The organism is Paenibacillus sp. P13VS (assembly GCF_015143645.1).
Classification (GTDB): Bacteria; Bacillota; Bacilli; order Paenibacillales; family Paenibacillaceae; genus Paenibacillus; species Paenibacillus xylanilyticus_A.
In genome coordinates this window covers 214,578-234,897 of the sequence record NZ_WYEV01000003.1, presented here as the reverse complement: position 1 = coordinate 234,897, position 20,320 = coordinate 214,578, and the positions used below count along the sequence as shown (strand labels likewise).

Sequence of the window (20,320 nt, the reverse complement as noted above, 5' to 3'; positions counted from 1 at the left end):
TTGAACGACGAACGACGAAATCTATTTTAAATCTTTCAGGAAGCTCGTACCATACTCCGGCAATTGAACACCGAAGTTATCGGCTACCGTTGCACCAAGATCGGCAAATGTACTGCGCAGTTCAAGCTGCTTACCTTCAGTAAAGCGTGGAGAATAAACAAGCAGTGGCACATACTCACGTGTATGGTCCGTACCACGATACGTAGGGTCGTTACCATGGTCAGCCGTAATAATCAGCAGATCATCGTTGGTCATTTTCTCAAAAATCTCAGGCAGACGTGCATCGTAATCCTCAAGTGCTTGAGCATATCCTTGTGGATCACGGCGATGACCGAACAATGCGTCGAAGTCTACCAGGTTCAGGAAGCTAAGCCCGGTGAATTCTTCATCCATCGTCTCGGACAATTTGTCCATGCCATCCATGTTCGACACTGTACGCACAGACTTGGTCACACCTTCCCCATCATAGATGTCTGCGATTTTACCAAGGGCGATAACATCGAATCCCCCGTCTTTAAGCTCATTCATCACCGTACGGCCGAATGGTTTTAGCGCATAATCGTGACGGTTCGCTGTACGTTTGAAGTTACCCACTTCCCCCACGAACGGACGAGCAATGATACGACCCAGCATGTATGGATCATCAAGCGTGATCTCCCGGCAAAATTCACAAATTTCATAGAGCTCTTTCAATGGCACCACATCTTCATGTGCTGCAATCTGCAGAACGGAATCGGCGGATGTATAGATAATCAGTGCTCCGGTTTTCACATGCTCTTCACCAAGCTCATCAATGATTTCCGTACCGCTTGCTGGTTTGTTTCCGATGACTTTACGGCCTGTCTTCTCTTCGATGCGCTGAATCAGCTCATCCGGGAAGCCATTCTCAAATACACGGAACGGAGTATCAATATAGAGTCCCATGATCTCCCAATGGCCTGTCATCGTGTCTTTGCCTCGGGACGCTTCCTGCATTTTGGTATAATACGCTTTGGGTGCATCCGCGACAGGAATGCCCTCGATTTCTTTAATGTTGGAAAGTCCAAGACTTGCCATATTCGGCATGTTCAGACCTCCACGTTCACGTGCAATGTGACCAAACGTATCCACATCGTAGTCATCAAATTCTGCCGCATCCGGTGCTTCACCGATACCTACAGAATCCATAACGATCAGATGTACTCTTTTGAATGTTGACATAACTTACGCTCTCCTTCCAATTATCCGGCTTACAAGAACAGTCCGGCGATGATCGCAGACAGCACGCTGACAAGCGATGCACCGTAAAGCAGCTTCAGACCGAAGCGGGCCACCACATTGCCCTGTTTCTCATGAAGTCCCTTGACCGCACCGGCAATGATACCGATGGAGGAGAAGTTGGCGAACGATACGAGGAAGACCGACACGATGCCTGTCGTACGGGCAGACAGTGCGGTTTGTTTGGTTAGATCCAGCATGGCGACGAATTCGTTCGATACCATTTTGGTTGCCATGATACTTCCCGCCTGAATCGCTTCTTTCCAGGGAACGCCCATAATAAACGCAAAGGGTGCAAACACATAACCAAGCAGTTCCTGGAACGAAATGCCGAGAACAGCACTAAATATGCCGTTAATGAGCGCAATCAGGGCAACGAAACCGATGAGCATTGCTGCAACAACGATCGCCACTTTGAAACCGTCCAGAATGTACTCACCCAGCATTTCGAAGAACGATTGTTTTTCCTCTTCCTGCACTTCCAATATATCTTCTTCCTCGCTTACCCTATAAGGATTCACGATGGAAGCAATGATAAAACCGCCAAACAGGTTCAGCACAAGCGCTGTAACCACATACTTCGGATCAATCATGGACATATAGGCACCGACAATGGACATCGATACCGTGGACATGGCTGAGGCACATAGTGTGTACAGCCGATGCTTCGGCAGCAAACCGATTTGTTTTTTTACGGAGATGAACACTTCAGATTGCCCCAGAATGGCGGAAGCAACCGCGTTATATGATTCCAGTTTGCCCATTCCGTTGATTTTGCTTAATACCAGACCAATATATTTTATAACAAAAGGTAAGATTCGGATATACTGCAATATACCAATCAGGGCAGAGATGACGACAATCGGCATTAACACGTTTAGGAAAAACGGTACCCCACCGCCTTCTGCTTCTATGGTCGTAAGACCTCCGAATACAAAAGCGATGCCTTCGTTTGCGTAATCAAGCAAATTTTCAAATATCGTGGAGAATCCGCCAATCAAAAACGTACCTACACTAGTGTTCAGCAAAGCATAAGCGAGTATAATCTGTAAAACAATCATGACGGCCAGCGGCCGGTAGCGTATTTGCTTCTTGCCGTTACTTGCAATGTAAGCCAGTCCAAAAACAACAAGTAAACCAAGAATGGCAATCAGAAATTTCATATAATCTCTCCTTTGAAGGTCGTTTAGCCAGATGTCGAATTCTGCTCAAAGGCCATACCGTGGAATGGAGCTTTCAGAAAACTTGTGAAGCGCTTACAAACCATTCATCTGATAAAGGTTGAGGAACTGTTCCCCATCATCGGTGTACATACCGGTTTCTGGAGAACAGATCAACGACCTGGTTACTTAGTAAGAGGATGTAGATTGTCCGCCTTGCATGATCTTCACGCCAGAGCTTGCACCAATCCGGGTTGCTCCTGCTTCAATCATTTTTTGCATGTCTTCAAGGCTGCGTACCCCGCCCGATGCTTTTACACCCATATCTGGTCCAACTGTGCGACGCATCAGAGCGATATCTTCTGGCGTTGCCCCACCTGTAGAGAAACCTGTGGATGTTTTGACAAAATCGGCGCCTGCTCTAACCGCTGCCTGGCATGCACGTACTTTTTCTTCGTCTGTAAGCAGACACGTTTCAATGATGACTTTTACCAATGCTTTACCCGCTGCAGCTTCAACAACAGCGCGAATATCCTGCTCCACATAGTCATCTTTTCCATCTTTCAATGCACTGATGTTGATCACCATGTCTACTTCTGTAGCACCTTTAGCGATTGCATCAGTCGTTTCGAACGCTTTGGTCTCGGAAGTGGAAGCTCCCAGAGGGAATCCGATTACCGTACAGATATCTACGCCGCTACCTTGAAGCTGCTCTGCAGCATAAGAAACCCAACCCGGATTTACGCATACGGAAGCAAACTGGTACTGTTTCGCTTCTTCCGTCAATTGGTTGATTTCGCTTTGTGTTGCATCCGCACGAAGCAAGGTATGATCGATCATTTTGGCTAATTGAGCTGTAGTCAATTGAATCTCTCCCTTATCTGAACTGTTTATTTATAGCCTTACACTAACATGAACATATGTAAAAATCAATATGAACCTTTGTTCAATCCCATTCACCCGTTATTATGAGCGAAACAACGCTTATAGCTTCTGCCCTAAAAAAGCAAAACATCCACCATTCTTCCGTGGCAGATGTTGTCATCCTCAGATTTAGAATCGAAGCAAAGCCTGCGCCGTGTACTGGTCTGTAACCAGAATGTTCGCATAGTGTCCTTTGAGCGCTGCGTGGATGGCTTCGATTTTGCGTTGACCACCGGCAACAAGGATCGATTTCTCTTTGTTCCGTAATTCGGCCAGGTCAATCCCTACGGTTCTGCTGTTGATCTCTTCACTAATCAATTGACCCTCAGCATCAAAGAAACGTGAACAGATATCACCTGCACCCGAATTCATCAGCAATTGCTGTTCCTCTTCATTGAAATAACCCAGCTTGAACAGGAGTGCGTCCTCCTTCACCGTTCCAACAGTGAAGATAGCAATGTTGGCCTGCCTGCCGAGCTCTACGATGCGTCCGATGTGCCGGTCAGCTTCCACCATTTTCTTGACTTCAATATTGTCAAAAATAACAGGCAGGGGCAAATACCGCGGAACGGTATGGAACGCTTCCGCGAACAAATGCACGATCTCCGCTGCATACGTGTTGACGTGGGAATGACTTACGCCTCCCTTTAACTGAACGACTTCAACACCTTTCACCTGTTTGGTCCGAAGCTGTTTGGCCACCGCGTACATCGTTGTTCCCCAGGTGACTCCAATAATATCTGCATCCTGTACGGTGTCCTGCAGATAGTCCGCAGCTCTTTTGCTAATATGCCTCTGTATCTCCTCATCACTCTTCAATGGTGCAAAGCAGACGAGTGCGGTATCCAGATTATATTTAGCTTTGAGTTCCCCGGCAATGATATCAATGTCCTCCAGCGGGTCCATAATTTCAATACGGACATATCCTCGGTCCTTGGCATACTGGAGCAACCGGGATACGGTTGGACGAGACACGCCCAGCCTAACGGCGATATCCTGCTGGCTGTAATCCGACTGATAATACAATTTGGCTGCTTCAATGCTTAATCGTTGTTTCTCCAGATCCATTCCCATTTACAATCATCTCACTCATCCATGGTATCGTTTGCAATTCTTGTTCCATACTGATTCGTATTTTAATTCATTGCTAGTCCAGTTTATTATACATCATGAAGTACCAGGTCACTATTCCTTCTGTAGCTAATGACATAGGAGAAGAATCGTGTAATCCAGGCATAAAAAGAACCCAAGCATAAAAAGTATTTTAGGGTGCATACTACAGCGGTCACTTTATTGTTTGAGGAATGATGAATTCACCCAAATACATGACTGAGAGGAAGTATTGTATGCCAACCCTACTGTATATTACTGCCCATCCCCATGATCATGAGACCTCCTTCAGTATGGCCACTGGTCAAGCTTTTATAGATGCATACCGGGAGAGCAATCCCTCGGATGAGGTTGTCCATCTCGATCTGTATCGTTCCAACATCCCGCATATTGATGCTGATGTGTTCAGTGGTTGGGGCAAGCTCCAATCCGGCAGTGAACTCACTTCGGAAGAGCAATCGAAGGTAAGCCGTCTGAATGAGCTATCGGATCAGTTTGCATCAGCTGACAAGTATGTTTTTGTTACTCCGATGTGGAACTTCTCATTTCCTCCGATCATGAAGGCGTACATTGACTCCATATGTGTGGCTGGCAAAACGTTCCGCTATACAGAGCAAGGCCCGATCGGACTTTTGACGAATAAAAAAGCACTGCATATTCAGGCGCGCGGCGGTATTTATTCCGAAGGTCCTGCGGCTCAAACGGAATCCGGGCATCGATACCTGAGCATCATCATGTCATTCCTGGGTGTACCCAAGCTGGATGGGATCTTCATTGAAGGTCACAACCAATACAGAGAACGGGCGGATCAGATTAAACAGGATGCAATTGAACAGGCTCGAACTGCAGCGAAGCAGTTTTAATCATGAAATGAAAAAAGTAAAGCCCGCTATGCTCCCTTATTCGTACGAAGGGGCACAGCGGGCTTTTATATAATACCAGAACGATATAAGTTTACTTTTGACCGGCACTGGCACGGCTTATGGTTTCAAGTTTGCGGGTTATGGCATTACGGTCCACTTTCAATCCCCAGAGCATCTCAACGATTTGCTCTTTCTCTTCAGCGGAATCGGCATGTTTCAGCTGCATTAAGAGATCATGCATCTGTTCATTAATCCCTTCAAACTGGGTCCAGAGATCCTGGCGTACTTCTTGAGAATCCAAGTGACGATTAGCGTCCACCTCTTCCTTTAGTGCTTGCAGAATGGAGTTCTTCCATTCATCGTCACCTAACTGTGTCGCTATGTTCAGGAGATCCAGATAATCGTCAACAAGAAGTGAGTTCAATTCAGCATGTGTTTTCATCGTTTATTGCATCCCCTTTTCGTCTATTTACCGAGTATTATACTCGGTTTTTCAGGTTTTGCAATAGGTGTCGGAATAAGGTTCAGCTTTTTGGGGTTTATGTCGAATTATGACGAAACGCTTTTGAATACACTCTATATTGGCACTCAATAAACTGTATATGGATACTCTTGGTATTATGACTTGAGCTGTTGCAGCAGCTGGACACGGTACGCTTCACTCTCTAGAGATTGGATCTCCTTATATTGTTCCGCCGTAAGCACCCTTGGTTCTCCAGCTGCCTTGGCAATCATAAACACTTTTGCACTTTCCTCGACCACTTGGGTTCGATAATAGGCTTCACGCAAATTTTTCCCCGTTGTGACCAGTCCATGATTAACAAGAATGAGGGCCGAATGGGAGTCCACCTTAGCTGCGACTGCATCGGCCAGCAGTTTGGTCGTAGGTAGAACGTATGGAATGAAACCGACGTCCCCTACAAGTGCTGATTGATCCGGAAAAAGGTGTGGCAATTCATCGTACACGAGGCTCAGAGCGATCGTATATGCAGGATGCGTATGAACAATCGCTTTAATATCGGGATTTACGCGATAGCTGTACAGATGCATTAACACTTCTGAGGAAGGGCGTGTTGATCCGGCCCGGGTCTCACCTGTCCCAATATCAACCGCAATCCACTCCTCCGGTTCAATATCCTCAAGTGCATAACCACTCGGAGAGAGCAGCATCGTGCCTTCCGAACGGGCACTTAGATTGCCTCCAGGTCCAACCACGAGACCCTGCGCTACCGATCTGCGGGCATATTTGGTCAGTTCTTCTCTTACCAGCTCTTCAGTCATGTGTTCCTCCACTCCCTTAACTTCTTTTTATTTCAGTCCCTTCGCTAAACGTCCATTCAGTTTTTGATAGATTTCATAGGCTTCCTGCCATGGCAGGCTATCCTCTGGCTCATAGGTTTCCAGAGTGAAGGAAGCAGCGGCAATCTCCCGGACCTCAGATAAACTGCCTACTTCGCCATGGGCCATGAATTGCAGCATGCAATTCCCGGCGGCAGTTGCCTCCACTGGCCCTGCTACCACAGGAATACCGGTGGCATTCGCTGTAAACTGACACAATAAACGATTCTGAACACCTCCGCCTACCATGTGAATGACGCTCGGCCGGCTCCCCGTGACAAGTTCAAGTTCATCCAGTGTCTGCCTGAATTCCAGAGCCAGGCTTTCCAAGATGCAGCGTACAATCGCTCCGATGGTTTCCGGAGTCACTTGGTTGGTGGCACTGCATTGCTGGCGTATTCGTTCAGGCATATCACCCGGTGTTAAATAGATCGTATCCCCCGGCAGGATGAAGCTTTGTAGCGCTGGAGCCGATGCTGCGAGGTGAACCAGCTCCTGATGACTGAAAATATGATTTTCCCGTTCCCACTGCCTCTTGCACTCCTGCAGAAGCCAGAGACCTGACCGATTCTTCAAAATTCTGGTCTTGCCACTGACCGTCCCTTCATTGGTGAATCCCAGTCCTCGGCTGCGTTCATCGAGAACTGGGGAGTCGCGTTCCATGCCCATTAATGACCAGGTTCCACAGCTGATAAAGGCAAAATTCGGATCTGACGCAGGAATGGCTGCAAGTGCTGATGCCGTATCATGCGAGCCTACAGATATGACTTGCATGGGTTCAATCTGTAACTCTGCGCACAGATCATCTGTTAATCGTCCCAGCACAGTGCCCGGCCGAACAATGGGTGGGAAAAGTGTTTCAGGTAAACCGAGGCGGCCAAACAAGGATTCATTCCACCGGTCCTCTCCGGCATGCAAAAGTCCGCTTGTGCTGGCAATGGTATATTCACAGGCCTTCTGTCCTGAGAGATAAAAGTGAAACAGATCCGGCATGAATAACATGCGTATATCCGGACGTAATTCAGCGTTTTCCCGTAGGCTTCCAACCAATTGGAACACCGTATTAATCTGCTGAGGCAGGACGCCGGACATGCTATACAGCTCTTCTTCATTAACCATACGCAGCGTCTCTTTCATCCAATCGGCATTACGCGATTCCCGGTAATGACGTGGATTACCGCACAATCTTCCTGCCCCATCCACCAAGCCATAATCAACACCCCATGTGTCCACGGCAATGGAACGGACTGGTTGAGTTAATCCCTGCGTCCCCTTTACAATGCCCTGTTTCAATTCATGGAACAGTCTTAGGAAATCCCAGTACAATCCGTCCGCAAGCTGAACGGGATCATTACTGAATCGATGTACTTCCTGTAACGCAAGCGTCTCACCGTCAAAACTTCCCCTGACCACCCGGCCGCTTCCGGCACCATAGTCAGCAGCAAGCACATGGTTTAGGGTATTTCCCATCTCTCTTGCCTCCTCCTTTGGAAGAACGCCACATTCGGATTAGGCAGAATATGGCGTCTGACAGGATAGTCTAACGGTATAAAGGTCCAAACACGCTGCAGGCACGGTAATCTGCACTCTCCGGTTCACTTGTTCCGAATAACCCCCATGCCCGTGGACGGAATATCTCGGAATCCGGAACATTGTGCATACTCACTGGAATCCGCAAGATTGAAGCCAGGGTTAGGAGATCTGCCCCGATGTGACCGTATGAAATCGAGCCGTGGTTGGCTCCCCATTGGTTCATGACTTCATAAACGGAGGTAAATGCGCCTGTTCCTGTTAAAATCGGAGCGAACCATGTTGATGGCCAAGTCGGATCCGTCCGCTGGTCCAGCGTATTATGCACTTCATCAGGCAGATCCACGGTGTGACCCTGAGCGAGCTGCAATACAGGACCAAGCCCCTTAACCAGATTGAGACGTGTCATCGTGACAGGCATACCGCCTTTGGTCAGGAAGTCTGCGGAGTAGCCGCCGCCTCTGAAATATTCGACTGATGCAGGTCTCCACGATGTCGATTGCAGGCAGTTCTGGACCTCTTCATCTGTAATTTCCCAGAAAGGCTTAAGAGCAGGGTTACCGTCTCTGGATTGCTGCCCAGTACCATCGAGTGCCGCGGAGCCCGAATTGATCAAGTGGAGAATTCCGTCTTTCGCTTTTCCCTCCAATTGATGCCCTGTTACCCGTGCTACCGAGTCCGGACTCCAATACGTACGTACATCTGCAAATATCTGGGCTGTATGAGTGAGCAGTGAGCCGAACAGCATGGATACACCGTTCAGGCTGTCATTTTCTGTGGCGACCAGGTAAGGGGAGCGTTTGCCATTCCAGTCAAAGGATGAATTCAGGATCGACTCCAGGAAGTCGCCATTAGGCGAATGATCCGTCCACTGCCGCTGACCCTGGAAGCCGGATACAATCGCGTGATGACCCATCGATTCTTCTGTAAAACCGAGTTCTGCCAATCTGGGATTGCCGGCCATCAGATCACGTACGATCTGAGTCATTTTCACGACAGTTTCCCATTCATACTCTTTCCGCTTGCGGTCTGTTTGCAGATGGGTCGGGTTGTTATCCGGCCCTTCAATGCAATTTTCTTTCACCCAAGCCAGTGCCAACTTATATTCTTCCGGATCATAGATTTCTTCCTCGATCCTCCGGGTCAGCTCGCTCATGTCCACATATTCGTTCCTCATGCCGAGATATTCCTGGAAAAAGGAATCGTTCACAATAGATCCGGCAATTCCCATGGATACCGAGCCAATGGACAGGTATGCCCGCCCTTTCATCGTAGCAGCTGCAAGACCCGCCCGGCTGAAGCGAAGCAATTTCTCCCGGACGTCATCAGGAATGGTCGTATCCCCGCCATCCTGAACATCCTCGCCATAGATCCCGAAGGCCGGAATCCCCTTCTGGGCATGTGCAGACAGTACGGCTGCCAGATAGACTGCGCCAGGCCGTTCCGTACCGTTAAACCCCCAGATGGCGGTAGGTATGGATGGAGACATATCCATCGTTTCCGTACCATAACACCAGCATGGAGTAACCGTAATGGTGACTCCAACATTTGAACGATTGAACAGCTCTGCCGCCGCAGCTGCTTCGGCCACACCGCCAATACAGGATTCGGCAACGAGGCATTCGACCGGGGAGCCGTCCGGATAACGAAGTTCTGCGGTAAGCAGCTCAGCTACCGATGTTGCCATTCGCATCGTTTGTTCCTCCAGGGATTCACGTACTCCCTTGCGTCTGCCGTCAATGGTGGGACGAATACCAATCTTGGGAAAAGCCTGTTTATAACGGTAATCCTGATGTGTCATACTAATACGTCCTCCTTCAAGTGGTTTCTGGATAGGTACGAATTGATTTCACGTTGTCTTTCAGGATGCAGTTAAAGCGGTCAGACCTTGACGATGTAATCCCGATACCCTATTGGTGCGTCAGTCCTGGACAAGAGAGCAATTCATTAAATGAATGCGTTTACAAATTCAAATTGAACAAAAGTCCATTTTATGTATGGATCTCTATGATGCAGTCCTCTTTCTCTGCAGGAACGGATGTATAGAGCAAAAAATAGAATGCCTACTGTGAATGGTTTACTGAAAAAAGTGGTTTGTTTTGTATTTTGGGTTATCGGTAACCCTAACATAGCACGCGCCCATATTGCTGTCAATCGGCATTATCCTATAGAATGGTAAGACTATGTTATGAGAGGTTAGATTCTATTGATCACTATTTATGATATTGCCAAGAAAGCCAATGTTTCTGCCATGACGGTCTCCAAAGTGATTAATCAAACAGGTCGAATCAGCACGGCCACCAGGGAACGCGTACAGCAGGTTATTGATGAACTCGGGTATATCCCCAATTCGAATGCACGCAGCCTTGTACTTCAGCGAACACAGATGTTATCTCTGCTGATTACCGATATCACCAATCCATTTTATACGACACTCGCACGCGGCGCGGAGGATGCAGCTAACGCTCGTGGATATCGTCTGTTGTTCGGGAATAGTGATGAAGATTACAACAAGGAGAAGAACTACGTGGAGACGATTCTCTCCACGCGTGTAGACGGAGTCCTGTTTGCCCCTGCGGGCGACCGTTCCCTTGATCATCTGCAGCAGTTACATGAGAGGAACATCCCATTTGTGATCTTGGATCGCACGGTACCAGGGATCACATCCGATGTCATCGCGGGGGACAGCCGGCAAGGTGCACTTCTACTGATCCGATATCTGACGGAACTGGGTCACCGCCGCATTGCGCTCGTTAACGGCTCTTCCGAGGTTTCTACGGCCAGATTACGTGAAGAGGGTTATGCTGAGGGGTTACGTGAAGCAGGAGTTAAGGTTGATCCGAAGCTTGTCCTTCGGACAGGTTATCGTGATTTCAGTGATGAGGCTGGAATGGAACAGTTACTTACACAGCAGGATCAGCCAACGGCTATTTTTGCAGCCAATAATATGCTCGCGATTGGGGTCATTCGTCTGCTGCGTAAAAGAGGGCTGCGTGTACCGGAGGACATCTCGGTGGTCTGTTTTGATGATCTGGATCTGGCTTCCGCTTTTGATCCTTTCCTCACGGTAGCCGCACAGCCTGCCTATGATTTTGGAGCCAAAGGTATGCGTATGCTAATCGATAGAATTGAAGGCACCGCACCAACTGATCCGCAAACGGTCATTCTTCCATCCGAACTGCGTATCCGTGCTTCAGCTTCCCTGCCACTAGGGCAATCGTAACCATTGGAATCATGATAGAATCCGTATGACTGGACTTAAATTAATATAAAAAACAGGACGCCAAGGAGTTTCTCGCTCCCTTGCGTCCTGTTTTACCATTCATGCTTATATACCAAAAATTTAACCTTCGGACTGCAGCGCCAGTGCCACTTCACGTACGAGACCCGGAAACCAGTCCATCAGTGCTTCAAAGGTATATCCGGCCTGCTCTGCCTTGGTTGTGTCCATCGTCCACGATTCCGAGATACCGAAGGGGGACATATCCTCCTGAACGGTTTCGCGTAATACTTGGGACTGCATGCCTGTCACCGTCTCAATCAGGTCCATCATGGCAGACAGCGAAATGGATCCTTTCGAAGCGGCGTTTACAGGTCCTGTAATCGACGAATGCCCCAACCAGGCAAGAAATCTGGCTGCTTCCGTAGAATTGATAAAACCAATTTCCGCGTCCGGATTCGGCATGCCAATTGGCTTTCCTTTTTGCACATGTTCAATATGAAAATGCAGTCTTCTCGTATAATCATCTATTCCGAGAACAATTGGAATTCTCATTGCCACGACAGGAAAACTTGCTTCCTGAAAAAACACAGCCTCCGCCAGCCGCTTGCCCTCTCCATACGAAAAGTCCTCGTGATTCCCGTATTTCAATGGATACGTGTATGGATCGAAGTCCTCTTCCTTAAATCCCGGTTGGGGATCACCATACACGGAGAGTGTTGATGTAAGCACATATCTTTGGGTACGTCCCGCAAAAGCGTCACACGCCGACTTCGCCGCATCCGGTGAGTAACAGATGTTATCATACACCACATCCCACTGGTCAATCTGTGCCACTTCAGCTAGAGATTGCGGATCCTCCCGATCCATCTTGATCCGGTTCACCTCTGGCCCGAAGTCCACGTTCGTTTTGCCGCGCGTCGCAACGGTAATTTGCGATTTTCCTTCCCACAGCAAATGATCGACCAGGCGTTTGCCGAAAAAGCGCGTCCCGCCAAGAATGAGTACCTTTTTCATCCGATAGACCTCCTACCCTCTTCTGGTGTTTCATATATTATAGCGAGGTTTGCAGTATTACAACAAATATACCCCGTAACACAACAGTTAACCTGTGTTTCAAGGACGGAAAGACCTCTTATCACTTGACTCAGGATTCGGGTTTTGTAATTTTGAGCATCGTATGGGCTCCTTGCTGAAATTCATACGTCGTGCTGACTTCTGTAACACTGAATCCAAGGTTCTTCAGAAAGGACATGATCTTGTCCATATGTTCATATCGATTCCCGGACAAGTCGACTGTAGGAAAAATTCGCAGCTCTTGTCTTGTTACGCGCAGCAATTCAAGAAGGGTTCGCTCATGGAAGGTGAAGTCCAATCGATCTGCATACGTAAACAGAAAATGCGCAGATAACGTCATATCAAATTGGTCGTCAGTGAAAGGCAGCACGGGAAGCTCTGCATAGAAATACTGCATGGGATAGCTCCTCATATCTGCCGTACAATCACGAAGTGCACACATTCTTGCTTGCTTCAGGCCATCTATCGAACCAAAATAGTCCCATTTGTATCTGTCACGCACCTGTTCCAATTGCTCAATGGTGTGTTCAACGTCCAGCTGCCCTTTCAGTTCCAATTGGTCGATTTCGTGTTCGTATGCAATATCTGCTGCCATGGAGTCCGCCCCATGCCTACGGGCATGGCTGCTGAATGAACAAGCCCCACCCGGACAGTCCAGAATGGATCTGCCATGGAGATCTTCTGCTGTAAGGTTGAACATTGACATATATTCCTCATACGTTCGTCCAATAAAAATAATCTTCTCCAGTTCAAGACCTAAACTCTTGTTCTCTTGCTGCTCTTCTCTACTCATCTCGTCTCAGCTCACTTTCCTGTTGCTCAATTAATCGTTCGGGAAAACCAGACCAATTTGCTTGCGGATCTGATCCATTACCTGCATGGTTTGATAGGAACGTTCATAGCTGTTCAGCTCGGATTCCTGTTTCCCCTGCTGAACCAGGTTAACGAATTCCTCCACCTCGTAATACATGGCTGGATAGGTCTGCTCAGCTGTCAACGGTTCAACCGTACCGTCATTGTATCGTATTTCCGCATGTTCGGGGGAACCGATTTTATCAATGATAATGCTGCCGCGCTCTCCCATAATTTCACTTGGCACATGAGAGTTGGAGATCTTGGAGTACGTCACCACGGCTTCCATCCCTTTATAGCCTAGGAGTACACTGCCCTGTCCATCAACGCCTGAATCCAGCATGATGGCTTGCGCTTGAACCTGATTTGGTGCTCCAAACAAAGTGATCAGCGGGTACAGACAGTACACCCCAAGATCCATTAAAGCACCGTTTGCAAGTTCAGGCTTGAATGCATTAAGCACAACCCCCTCTTTGTACTTGTCGTAACGGGAAGAATACTGACAGTACCCCGCGATATATTTGCGTACAGGTCCAATTTTGTGCAGATGAGCCTGGACCATTTTGAATGTGGGAGCCAGCGTTGACTTCATCGCTTCCATTAGCAAAACGTTATTATCGCGAGCTGTGTTAATCACATGAGAAACCTCTGCAGCATTGGCTGCAAGTGGCTTCTCGCATAATACATGCTTGCCGTTTCTCAGGAACAGCGCCGTCTGATCAGCATGATATGTATTGGGTGTAGCAATGTAGACCGCATCAATCGTGTCACTCGCTGCCATCTCCTCCAGGTCAGTGAATCGATGCTTGGCGTTATGTTGATCTGCAAAGGCATTCGCCTTGTCCTCTGTCCGTGAGTAGACAGCTGTCAATTCAAATCCCTTCACATGTGCTGCAGCTTCAAGAAGCCGTTCTGTAATCCAGTTGGTACCTACAACTCCGAAACGAACCATTATTACCTACCTCTTTCGTGAATGAATTTCGCATGTACATCATCCTGCTCATTGTAGCATATTTCATTCCCTTGAACGGAAAGGATCGTCGTCTGCTTGCCAATGAGATCTTGCTTTTTCATGCGAGAATCTGTTGAACATCTCTCGTAGAAGGGTATAATGTGTCGTGAGGTGATCCCTATGAAGCTTCGGGATAAACAAGAGCTCCCTTCTTTTTCAATAGACGAAACGCAATGGACAGCCATTATCAGCAATGATGCCTCCTATGACGGGAAATTTTATTACGGTGTCAGGACGACAGGTATTTTTTGCCGACCTTCATGCAAATCCAAAGATCCGAAATACGAAAATGTACTCGGTTTCCATCACCCTGAAGATGCACTGGCACAAGGCTTCAGACCATGCAAACGCTGCAAACCTACAGGACAGCGTGTTCCTGATCAGGAATGGGTTTCCGTCGTAACAAATTATATTAACCATCATTATTCAGAATCTCTTACGCTGGATATTCTTGCACAGATTAGCCATGGTAGCCCGTATCATCTGCATCGTGTGTTCAAGCGGATTACGGGCATAACTCCGGTACAATATATACAGGACGCACGGATGACCGAAGCGAAGAAACTGCTTGTCAGCACTACACTCTCAATTTCAGATATCGGTCGCCAAGTAGGCATAACTAATCCGGCCTATTTCAGTGCCGTGTTTCGCAAACTTACAGGGCAAACACCAGCTCATTACCGGGAACAGGAGCAGCAGCAATGAATAAGACCCAATTTTTATATAAAACATCAAAGACCCTGATGAACAAAGGGACCGGTTTCCTTAACGGATATACCCACACGCTAAATCCCTATACAGGCTGTTCTTTTGCATGCTCTTACTGTTACGTCAGGCAAATGCCCGTTTCTTTGTTCCGCAAGCAGGATTGGGGAAGCTGGGTTGATGTGAAGCAGGAAGCTGCCAGCGTACTTGCCAAAGAGTTGAAACGTGCTCGCTCCAATGGTAAAGTCACAATCTTTATGTCATCCAGTACCGATCCATATCAGCCTGTCGAATATAAGGAGCAAATTACACGTTCACTGCTCGAAGTGATGATACAGCATCCTCCGGATTTCCTTCTGGTTCAAACCCGCAGTCCTCTCGTCACACGGGATATGGACCTGCTCCAGCAATTGGGTGACCGGGTGCGTGTCAGCATGACGATAGAGACGGATCGGGATGATATTCGCAAGCATTTTAGTCCGGCTGCACCACCCATTCCCGGTAGATTACATGCATTGGAAAAACTAAGGGATGCAGGTATAGCTACCCAGGTTGCGATTGCCCCTGTGCTTCCGAGCAGCGATAACTTTCCTTCCCTCCTTCGGCCTCTGGTTCAACGTGTATGTATCGATGATTACTTCATGGGCGATGGCAGTCAGGGGAAACGCACGCGCAGATTGGGCATGGAGTCGCTCTATCAGGAGTTAGGCGTGGAAGACTGGTATCAACCTGAGGCCTATCAGATCGTTGAGGAACGGATGAGAAAGCATTTTGCAGAACATGAGATCTGGATCAGTCAGGCGGGATTTGAGCCTTAAATGTGGTTTGTACGATCAATTTGTAAGATTAAACGAACGAAAAGCCCTGCTTCCTTGAGCGGAAGACAGGGCTGTTTGATTTGTATTCATGCTGCGTATCCAAAATTATTGATCAAGACTATACAGAGCCAAACCTTCTGGCAGAGCAGCAGGACGCTGACAAGTGCTTCTCATTTTATAGAAAGTCTGCTCATCGGAAGAGTCATGGAATGCCCACATTGCTTCAAGCACATGGTAGGCAAGCTCTCCGCTCGCTCGGTGAGCGCGGCCGCTGTTAGCAGCATACGCCATATCAGCTACACCAATCCCGCGTGTGTTTTCCTGATAGCCCGGAAGAAGAGGAACCTCCGTCCACTCGTGTTCACCCAGCAAACGGTAACGTACAGGTCCGCCAAATGTGTTAGGATCGGGCACCTGCAGCGTGCCGTGCGTGCCATAGATCTCAATCGGTGGCAGTGCGCTTCCCCCAAAAACATCAAAGCTTGTAATCAGCGTGGCAATGGCACCCTGCTCGAACTGCAATAGTCCTGCCACATGCGTTGGAATATCAACGGGGATGGTTTGCCCTCTCTTTTTCTCACTTGTGATTGTCCGCTCTTCCATCGCTTTTCCTGTCATGCCAGCAATGGAGCTGATCGGACCCAGCAGCTGCACTAATGCTGTCAGATAGTAAGGACCCATATCGAACATCGGTCCGCCGCCTGAAGCGTAGTAGAATTCCGGATCGGGATGCCAGTGTTCATGTCCACGGCTCATCATGAACGCCGTAGCAGCTACAGGTTTGCCGATAACGCCATCTTCAACCAGCTTGAGTGAGGTCTGAATGCCTGATCCGAAGAAAGTTTCAGGCGCGCAGCCGACCAGCAATCCTTTGCGCTTGGCTGTTTCCAGAACAGCCTGCCCTTCCTCGCGTGTAACGGCGAGTGGTTTTTCGACGTAGACATGTTTTCCCGCTTCAAGAGAGCGTAAACATACATCTGCGTGTACAGCAGGAATCGTTAAATTGATGATCAGTTCAATCTCCGGATTGGCCAACATCTCATCAACCGTGTATACATTCGGAACGTTATAGGCTGCTGCCTGCTCTTCAGCCCTCTTGCGGTCAATATCCGCTACGGCAACCAGATCTAGAATTTCGAAGCGGTGACAGTTTTCCATATAAATACTGCTGATTTTACCACAGCCAATAATGCCTACTTTCATTGTTTTCATGCAGGTGGGCTCCCTTCAAGCGGATCGGAATTGTGGAATACTGGTCAAAATTTGCTCACTTACGTATGTTCCTTGGTTTATCACAAAAAGTAACAGAAATTAAGTTTGGTTATCGGCCATGCCTGTGTACACTTCAGCTTTTTTGCCTGTTGTATTATTGGCAGCCGCTTTGCCTGCTGCAGCCCATTTGAAGCCGCTGCGCATCATTTCGGTGACTTGCTGCATCTCTACAATATCCGCATGATGACCAAGCGAGTTGTAGTACACACGGCCAGCACCCCAACGCTTCGTCCATACAACCGGCATATCCACTGGCCCATTCGCTGAATGGGGACCTTCCACGACCGGGAAACGAGTTGTTGCCAGTACTTCCACCGCAGGGTCAACGTGCAGGTAGTATTGCTCGCTTTTCACCTGAAAATCTTCAATGTGGTCCAGCAGCGGACTTGACCCACGTTTGATGTTAACCGTATACTCCACGCCATCATTGCCCGGGTGTGCAACCCATTGACCGCCAGTCATAAACTGCCAATCGACATTGTTACGGAACGCATCGCACATCCCGCCGTGAATACCTGCGAGCCCAACGCCGCTCTGAACGGCAGCCGATACATTGTTGACCAGTTCCTGCTCAATCTGTCCCATCGTCCACAGAGGGACGATCAGATCGAGTCCCAGCAGTTTGTCCGCATCTGCGTAGGCTTCCAATGTGTTCGAAACCTCGACCTCAAACTGTTCTTCCTTCAAAATGCGCTCAAAAATCGCTGCTACCTGCTCCGGTTCATGTCCATCCCAGCCGCCCCATACAATAAGTGCCTTACTCATCGCTTTATCACTCGCTTTCGGATAATTTTCGTAGAGCCAACCTGTGTATCGCTATCGCGCTGATCGATTGACTTCTCTTCATTTCAAATTCTCCAGCATGTATAAACAGCTAAACGCTGCTTACATCTCATCAAGGGAAACCCAGCGCCGTTCTGTTACAGAACGTTCTACGGCTTCGAGCACAGCCTGGCAGGCAACACCATCATGGAAACTTGGTGAAGGCTGACGACCTTCAGAGATGGCTGTAACCAGCTCCAGCATCTCGTGTGTAAACGTATGCTCGAATCCGATGGTATGTCCTGCTGGCCACCATGCCTCGGCATACTTATGTGCCGGATCTGTAGCCAGAACACGCCGGAATCCCTGAACGTCCTCTTCATCCTTCGTAAAATACACTTCCAGTTCATTCATTCGTTCAAAGTCAAACCGGACACTGCCCAGGCTGCCGTTAATCTCGAATGAATTTGTACTGCGGTGACCTGCTGCAAAGCGTGTAGCCTCGAAGCTGCCGAGCGCGCCGCCTGCAAATCTGGCCAGGAACAATGTCGCATCATCTACTGTCACTTCGCCTTTCGGTGCGTCCGCATTCGAGCTGCCTTTGGCACTTAGTCCAGTCATTTCGGAAGCAAGCGGCCGTTCCTTAATGAACGTCTCACTCATTCCGATCACTTCTTGGAACTCACCAACAAGGAAGCGTGCGAGATCAATTAAGTGTGCACCCAGATCGCCGTGAGATCCCGAGCCAGCCACTTCCTTTTGCAAGCGCCAGACAAGCGGGAAGGATGGATCCATGATCCAGTCCTGCAGGAAAAACGCGCGGAAGTGATAGATCTTACCCAGGCGACCGCTCTGAACCAATTCCTTGGCAAGCTGTACTGCCGGAGAGAAGCGATAGTTGAATCCAACCATGTGGGCAACACCAGCATCTTCTGCAGCTTGAAGCATCTCTCTTGAATCGGCAAGTGACAAGGCCAGCGGTTTCTCACAGAACAAATGTTTACCCTGACGGGCCGCTTCCAGTGCAATCTCCTTATGTGCATCACTCGGGGCGTTAATATCAATCAGATCAATATCATCGCGCTGTACCAGTTCACGCCAGTCAGTTACACTTTCGGACCAGCCGAACTGGTTCGCTGCTTCCTGGACACCTTTTTCATTCCGGCCGCAGATGACCGCCATTTCAGGCTGCAGCGGTGCTGACGGGAAAAACATGGGCAAACTGCGATAAGCATTGCTATGCGCCTTCCCCATAAACTTGTATCCTACCATTCCGACACGTAGACGTTGTGACATGTTCTTTTCCTCCTCTGGAATCTAAAATCATGTTCTATACTACTTACGAATCGATGAAGCCCTGATGATTAACTCTGCAGGCAATAACTCTCTGGGCCACTCAGATGAAAAATCCGAATCTTTAGTTGAAGCGCTTCCAACCATAGAACCATGTATGAGTTTTGATGCGGCCAGTTCACCCATTTCATAAAAAGGTACCCTGACGCTGGTTAGCGGAGGCACGGCCATCTCGGCAGCATCGGAGTCGTCATATCCGACAAAAGCCGGGAAATCCTCCACCCTGATCCCGCGCTCACGCAAACCGTGCATCACACCAATAGCCATACGGTCATTGGCAGCAAATACGGCGTCGATCTCGTCAAGCCTTGCCGCAATCGTGGCTGCAGCCTCCACACCGCTTCTTCTGCTGTAATTCCCTTCAAGCAGCAGGCTGGGATCCAGCTCCATGCCGGCTTCCTGCAAACCAACGCGAACACCCTGCAGCCGCTCCTGACTGTTGGAATAACTGTCCGGACCGTTGAGAAATGCAATATTTCGGTAACCCTGATCGGTAAGGTGACGAATGGCGAGCCGACTGCCTTCCACATGATCCGCATCCACTTCCAGAAAGGCTTCCCCTGCAAAGTGTTGATTCATTACGCAAAAAGGGTGACCTTCCTCTTGCAGCTGCTGCATCGCTGCCAGTTCCCCAAGGTCGTCTCTGGCCCCAAGAATAATGCAGGCGTCCACTTTTTGACGTCGGAACAGGTCGGCATAATTCATTACTTCACCTGGTGATCTGAACATGACCAGCAGATCCATTCCGCTCTCTCTGGCCTTATTACCAATACCACTCAGCATTTCGGAGAAGAAATAAGCAGAAAACAAATGCGCCTTCGGAACATAAGGCAAAACAACCCCGAGGTGGCCGCTTTTGCTTCTGGCGAAGCTGCGTGCAAGGGCACTTGGCACATACCCCAGCTTCTGGGAAGCTTCCAATACTTTGCGCCTTGTCTCCTCTTTGATCGGACCAACCCCGTTAAGAACCCGAGAGACCGTAGCTTCGGAGACTCCTGCCAAGTCAGCGACCTCTTTGCGGGATGCCATGAAATTCACCCCCTTACGTCCTTTAAATACGATACTAT

At 48.6% G+C, this 20,320-nt stretch carries 19 protein-coding genes; 4 read left to right on the top strand and 15 right to left on the bottom strand.

What is annotated here, in order from left to right:
- Positions 1 to 21: 21 nt before the first annotated feature.
- From deoB to GUA98_RS06085, 4 genes are all read right to left on the bottom strand, one after another.
- Complete coding sequence (gene deoB / locus GUA98_RS06100) at positions 22 to 1,200, bottom strand: phosphopentomutase (RefSeq protein ID WP_095287075.1); 1,179 nt, start codon at positions 1,198 to 1,200, stop codon at positions 22 to 24.
- A gap of 29 nt (positions 1,201 to 1,229) precedes the next feature.
- Complete coding sequence (locus tag GUA98_RS06095) at positions 1,230 to 2,420, bottom strand: NupC/NupG family nucleoside CNT transporter (RefSeq protein WP_193722390.1); 1,191 nt, start codon at positions 2,418 to 2,420, stop codon at positions 1,230 to 1,232.
- 186 nt (positions 2,421 to 2,606) lie between these two features.
- A complete protein-coding gene (gene deoC / locus GUA98_RS06090; protein ID WP_127540228.1) occupies positions 2,607 to 3,257 on the bottom strand; it encodes a deoxyribose-phosphate aldolase in 651 nt (216 codons plus the stop codon).
- A 213-nt stretch (positions 3,258 to 3,470) separates the two neighbouring features.
- Entirely contained in the window at positions 3,471 to 4,409 is a 939-nt protein-coding gene (locus tag GUA98_RS06085; RefSeq protein WP_193722849.1) for a sugar-binding transcriptional regulator, read from the bottom strand.
- Positions 4,410 to 4,687: 278 nt separating this feature from the next.
- On the opposite strand from GUA98_RS06085, the gene GUA98_RS06080 reads away from it, so the two are divergent.
- Positions 4,688 to 5,314, top strand: coding sequence for an FMN-dependent NADH-azoreductase (locus tag GUA98_RS06080; protein ID WP_110822113.1), 627 nt, complete (start codon positions 4,688 to 4,690; stop codon positions 5,312 to 5,314).
- 91 nt (positions 5,315 to 5,405) lie between these two features.
- On the opposite strand, the gene GUA98_RS06075 is transcribed toward GUA98_RS06080, so the two are convergent.
- The 4 genes from GUA98_RS06075 to GUA98_RS06060 all read right to left on the bottom strand — a co-directional run bounded on the left by GUA98_RS06075 (position 5,406) and on the right by GUA98_RS06060 (position 9,983).
- Positions 5,406 to 5,756 carry a hypothetical protein gene (locus GUA98_RS06075; RefSeq protein WP_193722389.1) on the bottom strand — a complete coding sequence of 117 codons (351 nt, stop codon included), beginning with the start codon at positions 5,754 to 5,756 and terminating at the stop codon, positions 5,406 to 5,408.
- Between the two features lie 176 nt (positions 5,757 to 5,932).
- Positions 5,933 to 6,595: a class II aldolase/adducin family protein gene (locus tag GUA98_RS06070; RefSeq protein WP_193722388.1), complete on the bottom strand. Its 663-nt coding sequence runs from the start codon at positions 6,593 to 6,595 to the stop codon at positions 5,933 to 5,935.
- Between the two features lie 27 nt (positions 6,596 to 6,622).
- A complete protein-coding gene (locus GUA98_RS06065) occupies positions 6,623 to 8,122 on the bottom strand; it encodes a rhamnulokinase (protein WP_193722387.1) in 1,500 nt (499 codons plus the stop codon).
- A 70-nt stretch (positions 8,123 to 8,192) separates the two neighbouring features.
- On the bottom strand, positions 8,193 to 9,983 hold the full coding sequence (locus GUA98_RS06060; protein ID WP_193722386.1) for an L-fucose isomerase: 1,791 nt from the start codon (positions 9,981 to 9,983) through the stop codon (positions 8,193 to 8,195).
- Between the two features lie 405 nt (positions 9,984 to 10,388).
- Between GUA98_RS06060 and GUA98_RS06055 the strand changes: the two genes are divergently transcribed.
- On the top strand, positions 10,389 to 11,405 hold the full coding sequence (locus tag GUA98_RS06055) for a LacI family DNA-binding transcriptional regulator (RefSeq protein WP_193722385.1): 1,017 nt from the start codon (positions 10,389 to 10,391) through the stop codon (positions 11,403 to 11,405).
- 120 nt (positions 11,406 to 11,525) lie between these two features.
- Here the strand turns inward: GUA98_RS06055 and GUA98_RS06050 are convergent, their stop codons facing one another.
- The 3 genes from GUA98_RS06050 to GUA98_RS06040 form a co-directional block, all read right to left on the bottom strand.
- Positions 11,526 to 12,419, bottom strand: a complete 894-nt coding sequence (locus GUA98_RS06050) for an NAD-dependent epimerase/dehydratase family protein (RefSeq protein WP_153978540.1) — start codon at positions 12,417 to 12,419, stop codon at positions 11,526 to 11,528.
- Between the two features lie 130 nt (positions 12,420 to 12,549).
- A complete protein-coding gene (locus GUA98_RS06045; RefSeq protein ID WP_193722384.1) occupies positions 12,550 to 13,272 on the bottom strand; it encodes an SAM-dependent methyltransferase in 723 nt (240 codons plus the stop codon).
- 30 nt (positions 13,273 to 13,302) lie between these two features.
- The gene (locus GUA98_RS06040; RefSeq protein ID WP_193722383.1) at positions 13,303 to 14,283 is read right to left on the bottom strand and encodes a Gfo/Idh/MocA family protein; all 981 of its coding nucleotides are present in this window, start codon (positions 14,281 to 14,283) and stop codon (positions 13,303 to 13,305) included.
- Between the two features lie 180 nt (positions 14,284 to 14,463).
- On the opposite strand from GUA98_RS06040, the gene GUA98_RS06035 reads away from it, so the two are divergent.
- A complete protein-coding gene (locus GUA98_RS06035) occupies positions 14,464 to 15,048 on the top strand; it encodes a bifunctional transcriptional activator/DNA repair enzyme AdaA (protein ID WP_193722382.1) in 585 nt (194 codons plus the stop codon).
- Entirely contained in the window at positions 15,045 to 15,866 is an 822-nt protein-coding gene (locus tag GUA98_RS06030) for an SPL family radical SAM protein (RefSeq protein ID WP_193722381.1), read from the top strand. Before GUA98_RS06035 ends, GUA98_RS06030 begins: the two co-directional genes overlap by 4 nt.
- Before the next feature lie 105 nt (positions 15,867 to 15,971).
- On the opposite strand, the gene GUA98_RS06025 is transcribed toward GUA98_RS06030, so the two are convergent.
- The 4 genes from GUA98_RS06025 to GUA98_RS06010 all read right to left on the bottom strand — a co-directional run bounded on the left by GUA98_RS06025 (position 15,972) and on the right by GUA98_RS06010 (position 20,282).
- Complete coding sequence (locus tag GUA98_RS06025) at positions 15,972 to 17,078, bottom strand: Gfo/Idh/MocA family protein (RefSeq protein ID WP_193722380.1); 1,107 nt, start codon at positions 17,076 to 17,078, stop codon at positions 15,972 to 15,974.
- 99 nt (positions 17,079 to 17,177) lie between these two features.
- A complete protein-coding gene (locus GUA98_RS06020) occupies positions 17,178 to 17,903 on the bottom strand; it encodes a ThuA domain-containing protein (protein ID WP_153978534.1) in 726 nt (241 codons plus the stop codon).
- Positions 17,904 to 18,023: 120 nt separating this feature from the next.
- Complete coding sequence (locus GUA98_RS06015; RefSeq protein ID WP_127540147.1) at positions 18,024 to 19,196, bottom strand: Gfo/Idh/MocA family protein; 1,173 nt, start codon at positions 19,194 to 19,196, stop codon at positions 18,024 to 18,026.
- A 39-nt stretch (positions 19,197 to 19,235) separates the two neighbouring features.
- The gene (locus GUA98_RS06010; protein ID WP_153978532.1) at positions 19,236 to 20,282 is read right to left on the bottom strand and encodes a LacI family DNA-binding transcriptional regulator; all 1,047 of its coding nucleotides are present in this window, start codon (positions 20,280 to 20,282) and stop codon (positions 19,236 to 19,238) included.
- Positions 20,283 to 20,320: the final 38 nt, after the last annotated feature.